11 protein-coding genes and 4 pseudogenes are annotated in these 15,762 nt (G+C 57.8%); 1 reads left to right on the forward strand and 14 read right to left on the reverse strand.

What is annotated here, in order from left to right; genetic code table 11:
- Positions 1 to 127 precede the first annotated feature (127 nt).
- The 7 genes and pseudogenes from H8F25_RS06145 to H8F25_RS06175 all read right to left on the reverse strand — a co-directional run bounded on the left by H8F25_RS06145 (position 128) and on the right by H8F25_RS06175 (position 7,990).
- Positions 128 to 1,669 (reverse strand): IS5 family transposase, encoded by a 1,542-nt coding sequence (locus H8F25_RS06145; RefSeq protein ID WP_197212523.1) that lies wholly within the window; start codon positions 1,667 to 1,669, stop codon positions 128 to 130.
- A gap of 382 nt (positions 1,670 to 2,051) precedes the next feature.
- Complete coding sequence (locus H8F25_RS06150) at positions 2,052 to 3,035, reverse strand: IS5 family transposase (protein ID WP_197212525.1); 984 nt, start codon at positions 3,033 to 3,035, stop codon at positions 2,052 to 2,054.
- A gap of 300 nt (positions 3,036 to 3,335) precedes the next feature.
- A pseudogene (locus H8F25_RS18120) lies at positions 3,336 to 3,539 on the reverse strand (glycosyltransferase family 10 domain-containing protein); the annotation flags it as partial.
- Between the two features lie 943 nt (positions 3,540 to 4,482).
- Positions 4,483 to 5,466 carry an IS5 family transposase gene (locus H8F25_RS06160; protein WP_197210200.1) on the reverse strand — a complete coding sequence of 328 codons (984 nt, stop codon included), beginning with the start codon at positions 5,464 to 5,466 and terminating at the stop codon, positions 4,483 to 4,485.
- 597 nt (positions 5,467 to 6,063) lie between these two features.
- Positions 6,064 to 6,228, reverse strand: a complete 165-nt coding sequence (locus H8F25_RS18125) for a transposase (protein ID WP_370525832.1) — start codon at positions 6,226 to 6,228, stop codon at positions 6,064 to 6,066.
- Positions 6,191 to 6,412, reverse strand: a pseudogene (locus H8F25_RS06170) (glucose-1-phosphate cytidylyltransferase); the annotation flags it as partial. The gene H8F25_RS18125 and the pseudogene H8F25_RS06170, both read right to left, overlap by 38 nt.
- Before the next feature lie 123 nt (positions 6,413 to 6,535).
- Complete coding sequence (locus tag H8F25_RS06175) at positions 6,536 to 7,990, reverse strand: IS5 family transposase (protein ID WP_197212528.1); 1,455 nt, start codon at positions 7,988 to 7,990, stop codon at positions 6,536 to 6,538.
- A gap of 74 nt (positions 7,991 to 8,064) precedes the next feature.
- Here H8F25_RS06175 and H8F25_RS06180 point away from each other — a divergent pair, with 74 nt between their 5' ends.
- The gene (locus H8F25_RS06180; RefSeq protein ID WP_197211127.1) at positions 8,065 to 9,576 is read left to right on the forward strand and encodes an IS66 family transposase; all 1,512 of its coding nucleotides are present in this window, start codon (positions 8,065 to 8,067) and stop codon (positions 9,574 to 9,576) included.
- A gap of 93 nt (positions 9,577 to 9,669) precedes the next feature.
- Here the strand turns inward: H8F25_RS06180 and H8F25_RS17955 are convergent, their stop codons facing one another.
- The 7 genes and pseudogenes from H8F25_RS17955 to H8F25_RS06205 all read right to left on the reverse strand — a co-directional run bounded on the left by H8F25_RS17955 (position 9,670) and on the right by H8F25_RS06205 (position 15,670).
- The gene (locus H8F25_RS17955) at positions 9,670 to 9,798 is read right to left on the reverse strand and encodes a hypothetical protein (protein WP_255518317.1); all 129 of its coding nucleotides are present in this window, start codon (positions 9,796 to 9,798) and stop codon (positions 9,670 to 9,672) included.
- Between the two features lie 112 nt (positions 9,799 to 9,910).
- Positions 9,911 to 10,093 (reverse strand): annotated as a pseudogene (locus H8F25_RS17615) (sugar phosphate nucleotidyltransferase); the annotation flags it as partial.
- Positions 10,090 to 12,000, reverse strand: coding sequence for an ABC transporter ATP-binding protein (locus H8F25_RS06185; protein WP_197212530.1), 1,911 nt, complete (start codon positions 11,998 to 12,000; stop codon positions 10,090 to 10,092). The pseudogene H8F25_RS17615 and the gene H8F25_RS06185, both read right to left, overlap by 4 nt.
- A 511-nt stretch (positions 12,001 to 12,511) precedes the next feature.
- Positions 12,512 to 12,637 (reverse strand): annotated as a pseudogene (locus tag H8F25_RS17620) (DUF4351 domain-containing protein); the annotation flags it as partial.
- Positions 12,638 to 12,727: 90 nt separating this feature from the next.
- On the reverse strand, positions 12,728 to 12,985 hold the full coding sequence (locus H8F25_RS06195) for a hypothetical protein (protein ID WP_197212532.1): 258 nt from the start codon (positions 12,983 to 12,985) through the stop codon (positions 12,728 to 12,730).
- Positions 12,986 to 13,233: 248 nt separating this feature from the next.
- Positions 13,234 to 14,382: a DegT/DnrJ/EryC1/StrS aminotransferase family protein gene (locus tag H8F25_RS06200; protein ID WP_197212534.1), complete on the reverse strand. Its 1,149-nt coding sequence runs from the start codon at positions 14,380 to 14,382 to the stop codon at positions 13,234 to 13,236.
- 103 nt (positions 14,383 to 14,485) lie between these two features.
- Positions 14,486 to 15,670: a UDP-glucose 4-epimerase gene (locus H8F25_RS06205; protein ID WP_197212536.1), complete on the reverse strand. Its 1,185-nt coding sequence runs from the start codon at positions 15,668 to 15,670 to the stop codon at positions 14,486 to 14,488.
- Between the last annotated feature and the right edge of the window lie 92 nt (positions 15,671 to 15,762).

Raw genomic sequence — 15,762 nt, forward strand, 5'->3', positions numbered from 1 at the left:
AGTCCCTAAATATCAATAATTAGGGACTCCTGAAAAACGACTCGCGTGCCTCACTGGGGCAAGCCGACGAACAGGGGTGATGGCAGCTCGAATCCGCGGCTTTACAGCAACCGGCGATTCGGCTGCCTCAAACTGGCAAATGCTTCTTGGCGCCACCAAGAGCCAGCCAAGACGTTGTAACGCACAAAAACCAGGAATAAATCGCGACAAAAAAGAGGCGGAGGAGCCTCAGGATCTTCTCGGCACACATCACCAGGAATGCCATCGAGATCGTCGTTTCTGCACCCTGAGGCAGGCGAGCCATGATCAACTGAAGTGAATACTTGCGCTTCCCTGAACCAAAGACACCCTCAACCTCGTTTCGCTTGCGCTGGTCAGCGCTGAGCTGCTGCTTGTGCACAGCGTTGACTCCTGGATCCTTCGGTGGCCTCCCAAGTCGTTTGCCAGATAGTCGGATATTATTCCTCGTACAGAAGTTTCGATTCTTAGTGTTGATGTAGATGCGATCGGCGCAGATGCGCTCAGGGTAGCAGCCATGCTCTCGCTTGTACTTCTTGGCTTGTGAAATCAAGTCTTCGGACTCATTGTACGGATCCCAGCTGATCCTGTGAAGGAAGGCAAAGCCATTGCGCACGGAAACACTAATTTTGGCACCAAACTCAAAAGCGGCTCTTGCTTTGCCACGAGCAATGGGGCGAACATGTCGCTGAATCAAGTTGACGATGCGGTCGGGCATGCTGCGTGTCTTGGAGTACAGCAAGATCGTCTGCTGTCGGTGCAGCTCACTGATCACGAGAAGCTTCTGCCACCAATGCGTCTTGAGACCCGAAAGGCTTGCGCCAGAGGCGATCAGGGCATCGATGACATCAAGATTGCGCTGCAGGTAGTCGAGCTGGCGGCGTATTGCGGCTTTTGTTTTGCGACGACGTGGCTTTTTCTGCTTGGCGACATTGAGGAAAGCAGCACGCGCCCTGCCTCGATCATATCGAGGCTTATGCTTACGCAGATCTGGGTGCTGACTGCGCAGATCATCAATGATTCGTTCGGTTGACTCCCTCGCCTCATTGAGTAGCTTCAGATCAGTGGGATAGGTGATGTCGGCTGGCGTGCAAGAGGCATCGATGGTCAATGTTCCCCAGTTCTTGTCCTCGGGCCAATCTGCTGGCTTCACGAAATCGTCAATGGAGATCTGGGTTCCAGCATCAACACTTGGATCGTCGGGGTGGTCGTCATCTTGCCGTGACGACACAGCCTCGATCACCATGGCCTTACCGCGTTCTGCAATCAGTTCGTTGATCCGCTTGAGGTCATCCTCTGAGAAACGCTTGCGGAAATGCACCATCATCGGCGGGTCGAATGGTGATTTACTGGTGTAGCCGGCAAAACCCAAAAAATACTGCATGTATGCATTTTCTCGGATCTGCTCGACGGTTTCCTCATCGCTCAAGCCAAGGCGCTGCTTAATGAACAGCGCACCAAATGCCAATCTCACAGACTTCGCGGGGGCACCAGTCGTGGGGCTGAACTGAGGGGCATACGTTTCTTCCAGCTCTTCCCATGGCATCAGAGAGGAGAAGATCACCCAGCGGTTGTCCGGGTCCAATGTTCCGCCAAAAGGGAGATGGAACGCCTCGATTGAAAGCTGCCTGTTATGGTGTTTCCGGTACATCTACTGGGTTGAACAGTTGCAGCAATCATCGATTGCCCCTTGCAAGGCCAGTTTAGCGAGCCTCGACCGCTGAAACCAGCTGCGCTGCAGTCGATCTGGCTTTTTCAGGAGTCCCTAATTACAGAATAATCATCAAGGATGCTTCGGCGTCTAAAAGCTCTTCGAGATATATATTAAGTGATGGACTCGCTGAGGAAGCTCTGATCAAGACCGGGAATTGAGCGCAAGCGTGTCTCATTCTCGTCAATGAGACACAAGTGGGGTATTTTGTCCTTGGCTACTCGCCAGGTGCTCCAATCCAGGGCCTGACTGGCTTATTTCTCGTGAGTTCCCCGATCATTTTTGGCTGCTCACCCTCAAGATGGCACACTTATTCTGTCATTTACGCTGTAGAAGGACAACGTTCGCGCACCATCCAGAGATTGGCGAGGGCAAACAGCATCGTCAGCTTGAGGTTGTTCTTGCGGATGCCTCGGTAGAAGACCTTCCGAAATCCAAACTGGCACTTGATGATCCGAAATGGATGCTCCACCTTTGCCCTGACATGTGCTTTCGCCGCCTCCATCAGATCCAGCAGTCTTCCCTCTGGGGTGTCCGCTAGAACTCGGCGCTGTCCGGGCTTCATGGCGATGCGCATCTCTGCTTCGCAGTCCTTGAACGCCTCACGCTTTTCGATGCCGATGTGGCCAGAGTCGCCGTAGATCACGCGTTCCTCGCCATGGACGCGATCGGGTGCCGTGTTCAGCTCATGGACGTTGGCAGCCGTGCTCACCACGGAATGGACCAGACCCGAGGCTGCATCCACACCGATGTGGCACCGCATCCCAAAGAACCACTGGTTGCCTTTGGCCACCGAGTGCATTTCAGGATCCCGCTCGCCCGTCTTGTTCTTGGTTGAACTGGGAGCGTTGATGATTGTGGCATCGAGGATCGTACCCTCCTTAAGCATCACGCCCTTCTCCCGCAGGCTCTGGTTCACCGTCTCCAGGATCTGCTCTGCTATCCGATTCTCTTCCAGGAGGTGGCGGAAGTTCAGGATCGTCGTCTCGTCAGGGATCCGGTCCTCAACCATGTCGATCCCAGCAAAGCGGCGGAAGCAGGGGGTATCGATCAGCATCTCCTCCATCAAGGGATCGGAAAGCGTGAACCACTGCTGCAGCAGGTGGATGCGCAGCATCACCTCCAGCGGAAACGGTGGGCGCCCGCCCTTGGCAGAAGGCCTGTGGTACACAGGCGAAATCAAGGCCAGGAAAGGATCCCAGGGCACTGTGGCTTCCATCTCATCGAGGAAGCGCTGCCGGCGCGTTTTCTTCTTGGCGTAGGTCTGCTCGTAGTCCGTGAAACCCAACTGGAGGGGGGCCGCCATCCGCTGCCAGTCTCATTATTGGAACTGTACTGATTCTATCGGGTTTTTCAGGGGTTCCCTGATGAATCTTGCCTTTGAAAATACCCTTGACAGCAATGAGTTCGAATATTTAAATGGATTTGAAATTTTGATTGCCGAGGATGCAGATATTATCGAGCAAGCTCTATGCAGATATCCATGATAATCACACAGCATATTATTGATTGCGATCTGATAGTTTGCTAATGCGTACTTTCTCATATTTCGGTACTTTTCCAAGGAAATAGTCGAAAGAACGGCAAGTAACTCATCTATTGTGTCAAAGAAAATGATCCCTCTTGCGTCAAAGTACTGTTCAACCTCACGGGTGCCATGGTAAATTGGGATTGCGCCTGCAAGTATGCAGTCTATTAGTTTTTCGGTAAAGTATAGAGGACTTGAAGTGTTTTCCATCGCGATCGAAAAGGCGTACGGAATCAAGGCATCCTGCTTGTTGGCAATAGGATTTGTGCTTCGGCCAAACAAATCTACACTATCTATAGATAGTAGTAAGTCTATAACATCTCTTCTCAGAATACGAGAAATATGAGAAGGTGGTGGATTGGAGGATTATATACTAATAATGGCCGAACAAAGCTTGATTTTTTTTGATGCATTTGGAATTGGACTTGATCTCAGATAAGGATTTAGATTAACCATATTACTACTATATGGCAGAAGCTGAAAAATATTATTTGTCGCCACCTGTCCCCTATGATGCGTTAAAATTAGATTAAATCTCTTTAAAAGCAGAGGAACTATTTTTTTGTCATAGATATTAGGCAGAAGATGAGACTCCTTAAGCAAGGCAACGCGCTTTGCTTTGGGTATGTAAAATGGGAGTTTGGCAAGGCATAAATCATCTGATATTAAGTATAGGTAGTAGTCATAATTTAGCTTCTGCCAAGGCCGGACAATATCAACTATGGTTTTAGAAAATCCCTCAAAGCGGTAGTCTAGGTTATAGGTGAGTGGCTGCGTTCCCCAACTTCTTTGTTCAATCTGAGCAATTCGTAATTCCTTCATGACTAAGGCCAAAAAGAGACTAGGCTAATAATGAACTCTGGGCATTTAAAAATTTCGCTTATTCACGCTACATTATTCGATTGCACAGTTATGCCTGCGAGGAGCTGTCTGTGCGAATATGCCATTTGCGTCAGCAACAAGGTTCGCCCTTTATGGTGGCGGATCTTTCCTGAAAAGGCATGATCAGTTGCCAAGGGTTATAGAATAAGATTAAGGAAGCTCTGATCAAGACCGGGAATTGAGCGCAAGCGTGTCTCATTCTCGCCAATGAGACACAAGTGGGGTATTTTGTCCTTGGCTACTCGCCAGGTGCTCCAATCCAGGGCCTGACTGGCTTATTTCTCGTGAGTTCCCCGATCATTTTTGGCTGCTCACCCTCAAGATGGCACACTTATTCTGTCATTTACGCTGTAGAAGGACAACGTTCGCGCACCATCCAGAGATTGGCGAGGGCAAACAGCATCGTCAGCTTGAGGTTGTTCTTGCGGATGCCTCGGTAGAAGACCTTCCGAAATCCAAACTGGCACTTGATGATCCGAAATGGATGCTCCACCTTTGCCCTGACATGTGCTTTCGCCGCCTCCATCAGATCCAGCAGTCTTCCCTCTGGGGTGTCCGGTAGAACTCGGCGCTGTCCGGGCTTCATGGCGATGCGCATCTCTGCTTCGCAGTCCTTGAACGCCTCACGCTTTTCGATGCCGATGTGGCCAGAGTCGCCGTAGATCACGCGTTCCTCGCCATGGACGCGATCGGGTGCCGTGTTCAGCTCATGGACGTTGGCAGCCGTGCTCACCACGGAATGGACCAGACCCGAGGCTGCATCCACACCGATGTGGCACCGCATCCCAAAGAACCACTGGTTGCCTTTGGCCACCGAGTGCATTTCAGGATCCCGCTCGCCCGTCTTGTTCTTGGTTGAACTGGGAGCGTTGATGATTGTGGCATCGAGGATCGTACCCTCCTTAAGCATCACGCCCTTCTCCCGCAGGCTCTGGTTCACCGTCTCCAGGATCTGCTCTGCTATCCGATTCTCTTCCAGGAGGTGGCGGAAGTTCAGGATCGTCGTCTCGTCAGGGATCCGGTCCTCAACCATGTCGATCCCAGCAAAGCGGCGGAAGCAGGGGGTATCGATCAGCATCTCCTCCATCAAGGGATCGGAAAGCGTGAACCACTGCTGCAGCAGGTGGATGCGCAGCATCACCTCCAGCGGAAACGGTGGGCGCCCGCCCTTGGCAGAAGGCCTGTGGTACACAGGCGAAATCAAGGCCAGGAAAGGATCCCAGGGCACTGTGGCTTCCATCTCATCGAGGAAGCGCTGCCGGCGCGTTTTCTTCTTGGCGTAGGTCTGCTCGTAGTCCGTGAAACCCAACTGGAGGGGGGCCGCCATCCGCTGCCAGTCTCATTATTGGAACTGTACTGATTCTATCGGGTTTTTCAGGGGTTCCTTAAGAGGACTTGGTAAGTCGTGCGTCTTTCCCAATGCCGATATTGAAATGTTTATCTTGGTGGAGTAGATCAATGTCCTTATAGGGCCAAGCATGGAGCAATCGCTCATAAAGGTGTCGACTTTGCGAGGCAGTTGAGCATCCTACTGGTGTAGTAGGAGTATCACGAATTCAACCAAAGCCGTCTTCGCTCTCGATGAACTGCGGAGGTGACGAATCAAGCTCTCACATCAGAGGCTTGATTCATGCTTTTAGGCAGTATCAATACATCAGCTTTCGCCACGGTCTGTTTCCTGGTTAGTATGCGTTCAGGGGTCTGGACACGCCGCTACGCGAATGCATCCGACATGGCGCCTTGCTAAGCGGACAACGTTGAAGTGGAGCTCGCGCTGCTCGACTCAGCAATCCGCCGGCAGCGATGGCATCACCTTGCCAAGGTGATGAGCGATCCAAGCCTGCTCCAGAAACGACCAGACATCGCGGACCTGTTGCCTGAGCGTGGTGGTGACTGACAGGAGTCAGCTGCGGCAGATACCTCCCTAGCGGGATTGAACGCAATGACTGATCTTGTGCTGAATCACAGACTGACGCAGTGCCCGCTCAGCGGCATTGTTGGTGGGTTCGATTTCCTCGATCTCAAGGAAGGTCCAGAGTCCAGCGGCCACGGAGGGCGCCAATGACCACATCCGCCACCCCGTCGCCATAGGTGAAACAGAAGCTGCTGTCCTTGAGATAAGGGCGCACACGACCCAGCCGACCGCCAGTCTGACTCTGTTCGCCAGTATCCACCAGCGTCACCTTCCACGGCTCACTCTTGCGATGGTGCACTTCCAGCCGATTATCACAGTCCATATGGAAGGTGACATCGCTGGTGTGCAAGAAATAATTATCAGTATTCCTTAATTAGAGCTTGCTGAATTTCGATTGTGGGCTTTTCCGGCGCGTCAAAGGCGGATCTCTCGGCCCGCACGCCCGAGCAGTGGTGACCGCAGTTTTACTCCTGGAAGCTGACTAAGCAGCCCACAGAAGCGCTGGACGGCACCGGACAGTGCACAAACCAAGCATCAGGATGTACACAGAGACAAAAATAGCGAACAAGAGGCGCAGTAGCCTCATGATCTTCTCGACATTCATGACAAAGAACGCCATCGTGATCACTGTTCTTGATGTTTCAACCAACTTGGTTAGGATTCGATCCAGTCCGTATTTCCGCTTGCCCGTCCCGATTCTTCCCTCGATCACGGAACGCTTTCTCATGTCTGATTTGAACAGCTCTTGCTGCTCTGCTGTCTGCACCTCGGCTTCGACCTGCTTCTTGCGTGGGCGGCCGCTGAGTCTGATTTTATTAGCCTCACAGAACTTCTTGTTTCCAGATGTCATATAGATTGAATCGGCACAGATCCGGGCCGGGTAGTATCCTCGCTCTTCCTTGTATTGCTCGGCACGTGTGATCAGATCGTTGGCTTCATTGTAGTTGTCCCAGCTGATCCGATCCACATCGACAAAGCCATTGTCATCAGAAATTGAAATCTTGGCCCCGAACTCGGTTTTCTTGCCCGCCTTGCCTCGCACGATCGGTCTTACATGTGGCTTCATCAGATTCACGATCCTGTCATCGATGCGCCGGCTGTCAGCGTTATACATCTCCTGTTGCTGCCGGGCGACTTCACTGGCGATCAGCAGCTTGCGGTACAGCTGTGAACCAAGCCCCGAAAGCTCTGCACCGCAATAGATCATGCCGTCAATTGCTCTGAGATTACGGCTGATCTCGTTGAGCTGGAAGCGTTTCGCCTCCCGGATCTCCTCACGGCTTGGCTTTTTCTTTTTGATGATAACCAGGAATAGGTTATGAGCTTTTACGCTATTGCAGCGCGGCTTGCGGGGAATCTTGCCCTGTAACTGCTTGAACAACTCGTCAATGACCTTCTCCGTTGTGTCCCGGGACTCAGCAAGCAGCCTCAAGTCCACTGGGTAGGGGATGTCATCAGGCACGCAGGTTGCATCAAGGATCAGAGTTCCCCAGTTGCTGCCAGGATCGAGCGATGCTGGCTTCACCCCCAGCTCTTCCTCAATGGCCGCAAGCTGCTTGTGATCCTCTGCAGTCATGCCGTCTTCCTGCTCGCAAGTAGCGAGCATCTCCTGAATCATTGCGATCCCGTTGGCCTTGGTCATAGCATTGCAGACCTTGATCAGCTCAGGGCCAATTCGCTTGCGAAAGTGCACCATCATGGAGGCGTCAAACGGCGGCAGGGGCTGGTAACCGCTCAAGCCAATGAAAAATTGCAGATAGGGTGATTCCGTGATCAGCTCCACCGTCTCTCGATCCGTCACTCCCAATCGTCGTTGGATGTAGAGCGCACCGAACGCCATCTGGAAGGGCTTGGCTGGGGCTCCTTTCTTGGCGCTGAACTGGGGCGCGTAGTGGCTTTCCAGTTGGTACCCATTCAGGGGGGCGGGACAGCTCATCGCGAACATCGATACGACTGAACCCTTGACGTCGGCTTGAATCCCGGTTGCATCTCAGGCAGAGACTTCCTGCGATGACCACCCCTCCGGCCGGGATTTCAGAAGCGGACTGGGCTTCCACTCCGGTGGGCGTGAGGGCTGGCTTCCTTGAGGTTCTTGCACAGCTCCAGAGACAACAGCAGGAGAACGACCAGCTCCGAGCGCAGCTCACCGACCTGGCGACGGAACTGGCCAGCCTGCGCGAGCGGATCGGCCGCAACTCCCGCAACTCCTCCAAGCCGCCCTCCAGTGACGGCACGGGTTTTAAGCCGCCCACCCGCTGCAAAGGCACTGGTCGCAAGCGGGGTGGTCAGCAGGGGCACCCGGGAGCAGGGCCGGAGCTGCTGCCGATCGCGCGTGTGGATGAGGTGCTCGAGCACCACCCGGACGCCTGCCGCCGCTGCGGCACCCTGCTACAGGGGGAGGATGCGGAGCCGCTGCGCCATCAGGTGATCGAGATTCCACCGATCAGACCGGTGGTGATCGAACACCGTCTGCACCGTCTGGTCTGCCCCTGCTGCTCCACCAGCACCTGCGCCGAGCTGCCGGCGGATGTGGAGCCCAGCCGCTACGGCCCACGCCTGAGCGGCCTGGTGGGACTGCTGGGCAGCGCCTTTCCCCTGAGTTTCGGCCGAACCCAGGCGCTGCTGGATCAGCTGCTGGGTGTGGAAATCAGCCGCGGCGCTATCGCCACCATCCGGGCACGTCTGAGCGCAGCCCTGCAGCAGGCGGTGGAGGAAGCCCTGGAGGTGGCCCGGCAGCAGCCGGTGGCCTACGTGGATGAAACCGGCGCCCCCACCGGCAACGCCGACGGTTGTAATCCTGCTGGCAGGCGCGGCTGGCAGTGGGTCATGGTCACACCACTGGTTACGGTGTTCCTGCAGGGCCTGAGCCGCTCAAGTGCAGCGGCAATGGAGCTTCTGGGCCATACCTTTGCAGGGATCGTGGTGAGTGATCGCTTCTCGGCCTACAACCACCTGCCCGTGGAGCAGCGGCAGCTGTGCTGGGCCCACCTGATCCGGGATCTGGCGGCCATCGCTGAACGCCAGGGCGCCAGCAGGGAGATCGGAGCCCAGATGCTGGCTCTGCAGCAGCATCTGTTCGCTCACTGGCACCAGTGGAAGAGCGGAGCGATCGACCGGCCCCAGCTCCTGCATCGATGCCACCCCCTCCGCTTGGCGTTCGAGGCCACGCTGCAGCGGGTGGTGGATCTGGGCTGTGAGCGGGGCGAGCAAACGCCCTGGGCCCAGACGGTGCGAACCTGTCGCCAGTTGCTGCAGCGCAAGCAGGCGCTCTGGACTTTTCTGCAAACGCCAGGGATCGAGCCCACCAACAACGCTGCCGAGCGGGCACTGCGGCAATCGGTGATTCACCGCAAGATCAGCCATGGCGTCCAGTCCTCCGGCGGCGCCATCTGCCGCAGCCGGTTGCTCACCGTCACCGCCACCCTGCGGCAGCAGGGCCGCGATGTCTGGCAATTCCTGGAGCAGGCCTGGATTGCCCATCGCCTCGGCGGCGTGATGCCATCGCTGGTGCCGGATCGCTGAGGCAGCGATCACACGTGGAAGGAACAGATGGCCCCTCTCAGAGGAGAGATCGGAGATTGACTGACGCACTGGGGTGTCCCGACCCCTGAACGCTTACTCCAGTTGAATCCACGGAATCAACTTGTGGAGCAGAACCCAGCGGTTGTTGGGATCGAGCTTCCCGCCAAAGGGCGAGTGAAACTCCTCAATCGACAGCTGACCGGTGTGCTGAAAAACGTACATTTGCGTGTCAGCAGGTTCTTCTAAGCCAGGAATGGCTGATTACAGGCCATCCTATCATGAGATTCCTGTTGGAATCAACTGCGGGGCAGTGGGTCTGGGATTCTCAGCAGGCCCTAATTAGACACCCTTTGTAACCACAGCAAACTACAAACTCGTGAATACCAAAGTGGGTTTAGATTTTCAGGATATGCCAAAGAATCGGCTTGCCACCCACCTCCACCATCGGTTTCGGCCTGAGATGGGTCTCCTCGGAGAGGCGTGTTCCAAGGCCACCGACCAAGTTCACGGCGTTCATGCGCGAACCCTCGATCCATCCATCTGGGATTGTTGGCGCCAGAGATTGGAATAGACCCCTCTCTGGCTGAGGAGATCGGCATGCGTTCCTGTCTCCACGATCCGTCCGCTCTCAAGGACGAGAATCTGGTCCGCCCTCACGATCGTGCTGAGGCGGTGCGCAATCACCAGAACCGTGTGGTTCCGCTCAAAGCGCTCGATGGCCTCCTGCACCAGCCGTTCGCTCTGGGAATCCAAGGCACTGGTGGCTTCATCCAAGATGAGAAGCTCCGGGTCGCGCAGAATTGCCCTTGCCAGGCTCAGCCGTTGGCGTTGGCCACCACTGAGTCGGTAGCCGCGCTCGCCGATCAAGGTGTCGTAGGCCTGCGGCAAAGTCTCGATGAAGCCCGTTGCCTGAGCCGCTGCGCAGGCCTTTCTGATACTGGCTGCAGTGGCACCAGGCGTGCCGTAACTGACGTTCTCGGCGATCGTGGCGTTGAACAGAAATGTGTCCTGACTCACCACCCCAAGGCGCTGCTGCCAGCTGGCCAGATCGAGCTGATCCAGCGGGAGGCCATCGATGAGGATCTGTCCCTGGCTAGGTGAATAAAGCCCGGTGAGCAGATCGGCGATGGAGCTCTTGCCGGCGCCACTGGAGCCCACCAGCGCCAGCATCTGGCCTCGGGGCAAGGTGAAGCTGATGTCTTCCAGCGCTGGGGCCAGATCTGGTGCATAGCGGAGACCAACCTGATCAAACCGCAGCTGCTGGGAAAGCGTGTGGAATAGCACACCACCCTGCCGGCGAAACTCCTTGCCCTGAGGAGAGAGAATCTCGTTCAGCCGTTGCATGCGGCTGCTGTTGTCAGCGAAGCCGCTGAACGTAGCCGCCAGCCCGCTGATGCGTTGATTGAGGCGCTGCAGGGCGAGTACAAAGGTGACCAGGCTGGGCAGGATGCCACTGCTCCGAGATCCGAGCACCAGCAGGCTGAACACCGCAATCACAGAGATGGCGAAAATTGGCAGGAAGCTGGAGATTGGGCCCAGTACGGAAAAGCGGCGCACCTGAGCACGAAGAGCCTGCTCCAGATCGCCCATGCGGCAGCGCAGTCGTCGATCAGCGGCATCGAGCTGCCCGCTGCTGTGCAGCAGACGCAAGCCCTGAAAATCCTCGGTGACGCGGGTGCTGATGGCCACCCCGGCCTGCATGACAGTCCTGGAGCCAGCGCGGATCCTTGGCAGCAGTACCTTCTGAATGAGGGTGATCACACCTGCCATCAGAACCGCAGCCACAAGCATCCACGGCGAAATCCCCACCAGCACCGCCAGGTAGGTGAGGGTGAGCAGCACACCCGTCAACAGCCCCGTGGTGAGATCCACCTGGGATTGCAAGGCGGTAGGACCGGCTGCGGCGTAGTTGGTGAGGTCGCCGACCTTGTAACCACTGGCACAGGCATAGCTGAAGCTCAGAACCTGGGTATGAATACGGGCCGTGACCAGTGCCTTGCAGCGTGCCGAGAAATAGCCGGCACTTACCAGATTCACATAGCGTGTGAGACTTTGGAGTGCTTGCAGCAATACAGCCAGCGCCAACAGGCTGATCACCAACGTGGTCGCATGCAATCCACGCAGCCAGAGCGCCCCCTCAGGCCACCAGCTGAGCAGCGGTTTGGTCTGCCAGTTGAGGGGTGCGCCTCTGCCTGCCGAAAGCACTTCCACCGCCAGAAACACAACACCCAGCGTGGCCCCTTCGCTGAACGCCTCCATCAGGCTGCTGATCACATTCACCGCGATCAGACGCCACTGCTGCCGTGCTGTCTGCCTGATCAGTTGCGCTGCAGGCTCCCGACTCAGAATCGGCGTCAGAACGGCTCCGAAATGACGCTTCCCGAAGTCGCGCACCCAGCGGCGTTGGTGGAAGGGTAACGGCATTAGGTGAAGCTGAACATGAACGCGATCGGATTAGCGAAAGGATCAAGCCAGCCCGAAAGTGATACTGGAAGGCTTTGAAGAATCAAGTTTAAACAACTATGAAATGGGATGATCATTGACGTCACTGCATCCAGGCAGGCTAGGACCAGAAACAGATCCCGGCAACCACCGAGATCCTTCCAATGCTGCTTTTCGATCCGGTTGGGCTCGAGCACCAGCAGCTTCTGGGCTGGATTACTGACGGCGTGGCGGCGTCTGGATAGGAACAAGGCGTTTAGAACGTTGTTTGTCTCATCATTGAATCGGTTTTATGCATCGGTTCCATCAATCTGACAGGAGGTTGCAATGCGCTGTAGTGATCCGCCTCAGCCTGAGCCTCCGCCAGCTTCGGATCAATCAGCATTCATAGCAAAGTCCCTGGCCATTGCCTGCGGAGAAGGCTGCGCCAATCCACATCGATCAACCTGTTGAACCTGCCAGTGCAACACATACAGATCCGGACACCGCAACATCAGATCCAGGCCAGACAGGCAGCCAGATCGGCAGGCCCCTGGAAATCGAGCAGGGCTTCCGCCAGATCCTCCAGCTGCTCCAGCGGAAGCGCCTGGATGCGCGCCCTGGTGGGCCACCTCAGGGGGCCGAAGGGGCGGTTGAGCTGACGGAGGGTGACAGGCGCTTCACCCTCCTGACGGCCTTTGGCTTCACCCTCCTGCCGGCCCTCGGCGAATCAATCATGCGCCGCCCTGGTGTGGCACAGTTCCTCCATGGGAATGCCAGCCATCACCATCAAGTCCTCGTTGGTGAGATTGGGAAGCCTCTGCATCAGCATAGGCAGCACAACCTGGTCCAGATCCGGTTGGCTGGCGAGGATCTGCTGACTGCTGGCCGCCAGCTCGCTCTCGGGGCGCACCGGCAGGGTGAGCAGGTTCAGCAGAGGATCGAGGTCGGCCTTGCGGCTGAACGCATCCAGCCGGATCCAGTGCACCTCCTACAAGACGACCTGCAGCAGACGAGGTGGCTTGGATGGACCCAGGCTCAGCCGGCCATGGGGCGTGAGCACCGCGACTTCAAGCTGTTCCACCCTGGGATGGCGCTGCACGAAGCGGAGGCTCTGGGCAGAGCGCGGATCAGGTCGGGGGCGCTCTGGAAGACCCTGTAGTACCAGCGGTCTGTGTTCAAAGTTGCGGTGGTGACATGGGCTGGCTGCGGCTGGCCAAGGGCTCGCTGCCGGCATCAGGGCTGATCTGGCGATGAACCGGTGATCGCAGCGCGCACGGCCCTGCAGATGCGCTGCAGATCAGCGCTGGAGAGTTCCGGATAAATCGGCAGGCACAGCACCTCGCGGCCCATCTGCGCTGCCACTGGATAGCGCTTCGGGTCGGCGCTGGCGTTGCTGCGGTAATACTGAAACTCGGGGATCAACGGGTGGAAATAGCGTCTCGGCACGATGCCCTCGGCCCGCAGCCGCTCCACCAGCTGGTCACGGTCCAGCGGCGCCTGGTCCGTGATCCGCACGGGAAAATAGGCGTAATTGGCCCTCTGGGCCTGGCCGAACTCCGGCAGCAGCAGGCCCGGTAGATCCGTTAGCTGATCCCGGTAGGCCTCCGCCACGCGCTGGCGCTCGGCAATCGCCGCATCGATACCCGGCAGCTGGGCCAGGCCCACCGCCGCATGCAGCTCGCTCATCTTGGCGTTGATGCCGTTGGCCGCAACCGTCACCTCATCAACGAAGCCGAAGTTCTTGAGGCGATCAATCCGCTTCTTGGTCTTCGCGTCGGGGCAGATGATCGCACCGCCCTCAAAGGTGTTGAACACCTTGGTGGCATGGAAGCTCAGCACGCTCAGATCACCGTGCTGCAGCAGCGAGCCGCAGTGGCATTCCACCCCGAAGGCATGGGCGGCGTCGTAGATCACCTTCAGGTTGTAGTCGTCGGCGATGCGCTGGATCGCCTCCACATCACACGGAAAGCCGTAGCAGTGCACCGGCAGGATCGCCGTGGTGCGCGGCGTGATGCAGGCCTCGATGCTGGCCGGATCCAGCCCGTAGGTGTGGGGATCGATGTCGGCAAACACCGGCTCCAGGCCGTTCCAGCTCAGCGCCTCGCTGGTGGCCACGAACGAAAACGGCGTGGTGATCACCTCCCCCTGCAGCCGCAGAGCCTTGAGCGCAATCAGCAGCGCCAGGGTGCCGTTGGCCACCAGCGCCAGATGCTCCACCCCCAGGTAGGCCGCCAGCTCCTCTTCGAGCTGCTGATGCAGCGGCCCACCATTGGTGAGGATGCGCCGCTCCCACACCCCCTCCAGCAGGCGTGTCACCTCCGCCAGCGGCGGCAGGTGCGGGCGGGTGACGTAAATGGGCTCAGGTGGAGTGACGTCGCTCAAAACAGGGGGTGGGAACAGAGTGGGGGCGGGTTTACATCGCGCTCACCGGTGCCTTTGGCCATCTAGAGCGGCTTGATGCGTCGGCGAATCAAGGTGGAGCCTCTCAGCTCCGATAGCCTTTCGGGTTGCCGCTCTGCCAGCGCCAGCTGTCTTTGCACATCGTCTGCAGATCACGCCGGCAACGCCAGCCCAGCAGCCGCTGCGCCAGCCACGGATCGGCGACGCTGCGTGCTGCGTCGCCGGGGCGCCTGGCCACCACCTGCGTGGGCAACGACCGGCCGCAGGCTCGCTCGTAGGCCTGCACCACCTGCTGCACCGTATGGCTGCTGCCACTGCCGAGGTTGAGCGTCAGCAACGCCTCCTGTCCTCGGGACTCCTGATCCTGCAGATGCCGCAGCGCCGCCAGGTGCCCTTCGGCCAGATCCATCACATGGATGAAATCGCGCTCACCGGTGCCATCGGCCGTAGGCCAGTCGTCGCCGTAGATCTGCAACTGCGACCTCTGCCCTGACGCCACCTGGCCCAGCAGGGGGAACAGATTGCTCGGCTCGTCGAGCGGATCCTCACCAATGAGGCCGCTGGGATGGGCACCCACCGGGTTGAAATAGCGCAAACGCGCAATCCGCCAGGGATGGTCGTTGCTCGAGCGGATGACCTGAAGCGTGCCGGCCTGCGGCGAACTCGCATGCCCAGCGCCGACAGGGAAGGAGCTGGCATGAAGATCAGCCAGCAGCTGCTCAACCGCCGCCTTGGTGTGGCCGTAGGGATTGATCGGATGCACCGGGGCCGTCTCCGGGATGGGCACCGTCTCAGGGATCCCGTACACCGTGGCGCTGCTGCTGAACACGAGCGTGCGACAGCCCCGTTCGGCCATCGCCTCCACCAGCCTGAGGCTGCCTGTGACATTCACATCCCAGTAGCGCAGCGGCAGGGCCGTCGATTCGGCCACCGCCTTGAGGCCGGCGAAGTGCAGCACCGCGCTGATCGCCTCGTCACGCGCCTCACCGCTCGCCTCGACGGTCGCTTCGGCGCTCGGACTGAACCGGAGGCCCGCATCGAACGCACGATCCAGATCCTCCCGGCGGCGGATGTCGCCCTCCACCACCTGCAGCCGCTCGGCGGCGTCGCCGCCCACCAGCTCCACCACCCGCTCCAGGCTCTGGGGGGCGCTGTTGGAAAAATCATCCAGCACCACCAGTCGGTGCCCTGCCTGCAGCAGCACCAGGCAGGTGTGGCTGCCGATGAAGCCCGCCCCGCCGGTGATCAGGATCGGGCTGGCCTGGGACATCGACCGGGAGACGCCTTTTCAGTGCACTGCCTTGATTGTGGCTTGCTGGCGGAGACCCTGGAGCAGCGTGCGTGGTCCGATCGCTGTAGGCC

Source organism: Synechococcus sp. CBW1004, from assembly GCF_015840715.1.
Taxonomy (GTDB): domain Bacteria; phylum Cyanobacteriota; class Cyanobacteriia; order PCC-6307; family Cyanobiaceae; genus Cyanobium.

What these genes read in the sequence shown, in the direction of transcription:
- H8F25_RS06185 (WP_197212530.1), bottom strand. Translation starts at nt 12,000, where the DNA reads ATGCCGTTACCCTTCCACCAACGCCGCTGGGTGCGCGACTTCGGGAAG.
- H8F25_RS06175 (WP_197212528.1), bottom strand. Translation starts at nt 7,990, where the DNA reads ATGAGCTGTCCCGCCCCCCTGAATGGGTACCAACTGGAAAGCCACTAC.
- H8F25_RS18125 (WP_370525832.1), bottom strand. Translation starts at nt 6,228, where the DNA reads ATGGCGACGGGGTGGCGGATGTGGTCATTGGCGCCCTCCGTGGCCGCT.
- H8F25_RS17955 (WP_255518317.1), bottom strand. Translation starts at nt 9,798, where the DNA reads ATGTACGTTTTTCAGCACACCGGTCAGCTGTCGATTGAGGAGTTTCAC.
- H8F25_RS06160 (WP_197210200.1), bottom strand. Translation starts at nt 5,466, where the DNA reads ATGGCGGCCCCCCTCCAGTTGGGTTTCACGGACTACGAGCAGACCTAC.
- H8F25_RS06145 (WP_197212523.1), bottom strand. Translation starts at nt 1,669, where the DNA reads ATGTACCGGAAACACCATAACAGGCAGCTTTCAATCGAGGCGTTCCAT.
- H8F25_RS06150 (WP_197212525.1), bottom strand. Translation starts at nt 3,035, where the DNA reads ATGGCGGCCCCCCTCCAGTTGGGTTTCACGGACTACGAGCAGACCTAC.
- H8F25_RS06180 (WP_197211127.1), top strand. Translation starts at nt 8,065, where the DNA reads ATGACCACCCCTCCGGCCGGGATTTCAGAAGCGGACTGGGCTTCCACT.
- H8F25_RS06205 (WP_197212536.1), bottom strand. Translation starts at nt 15,670, where the DNA reads ATGTCCCAGGCCAGCCCGATCCTGATCACCGGCGGGGCGGGCTTCATC.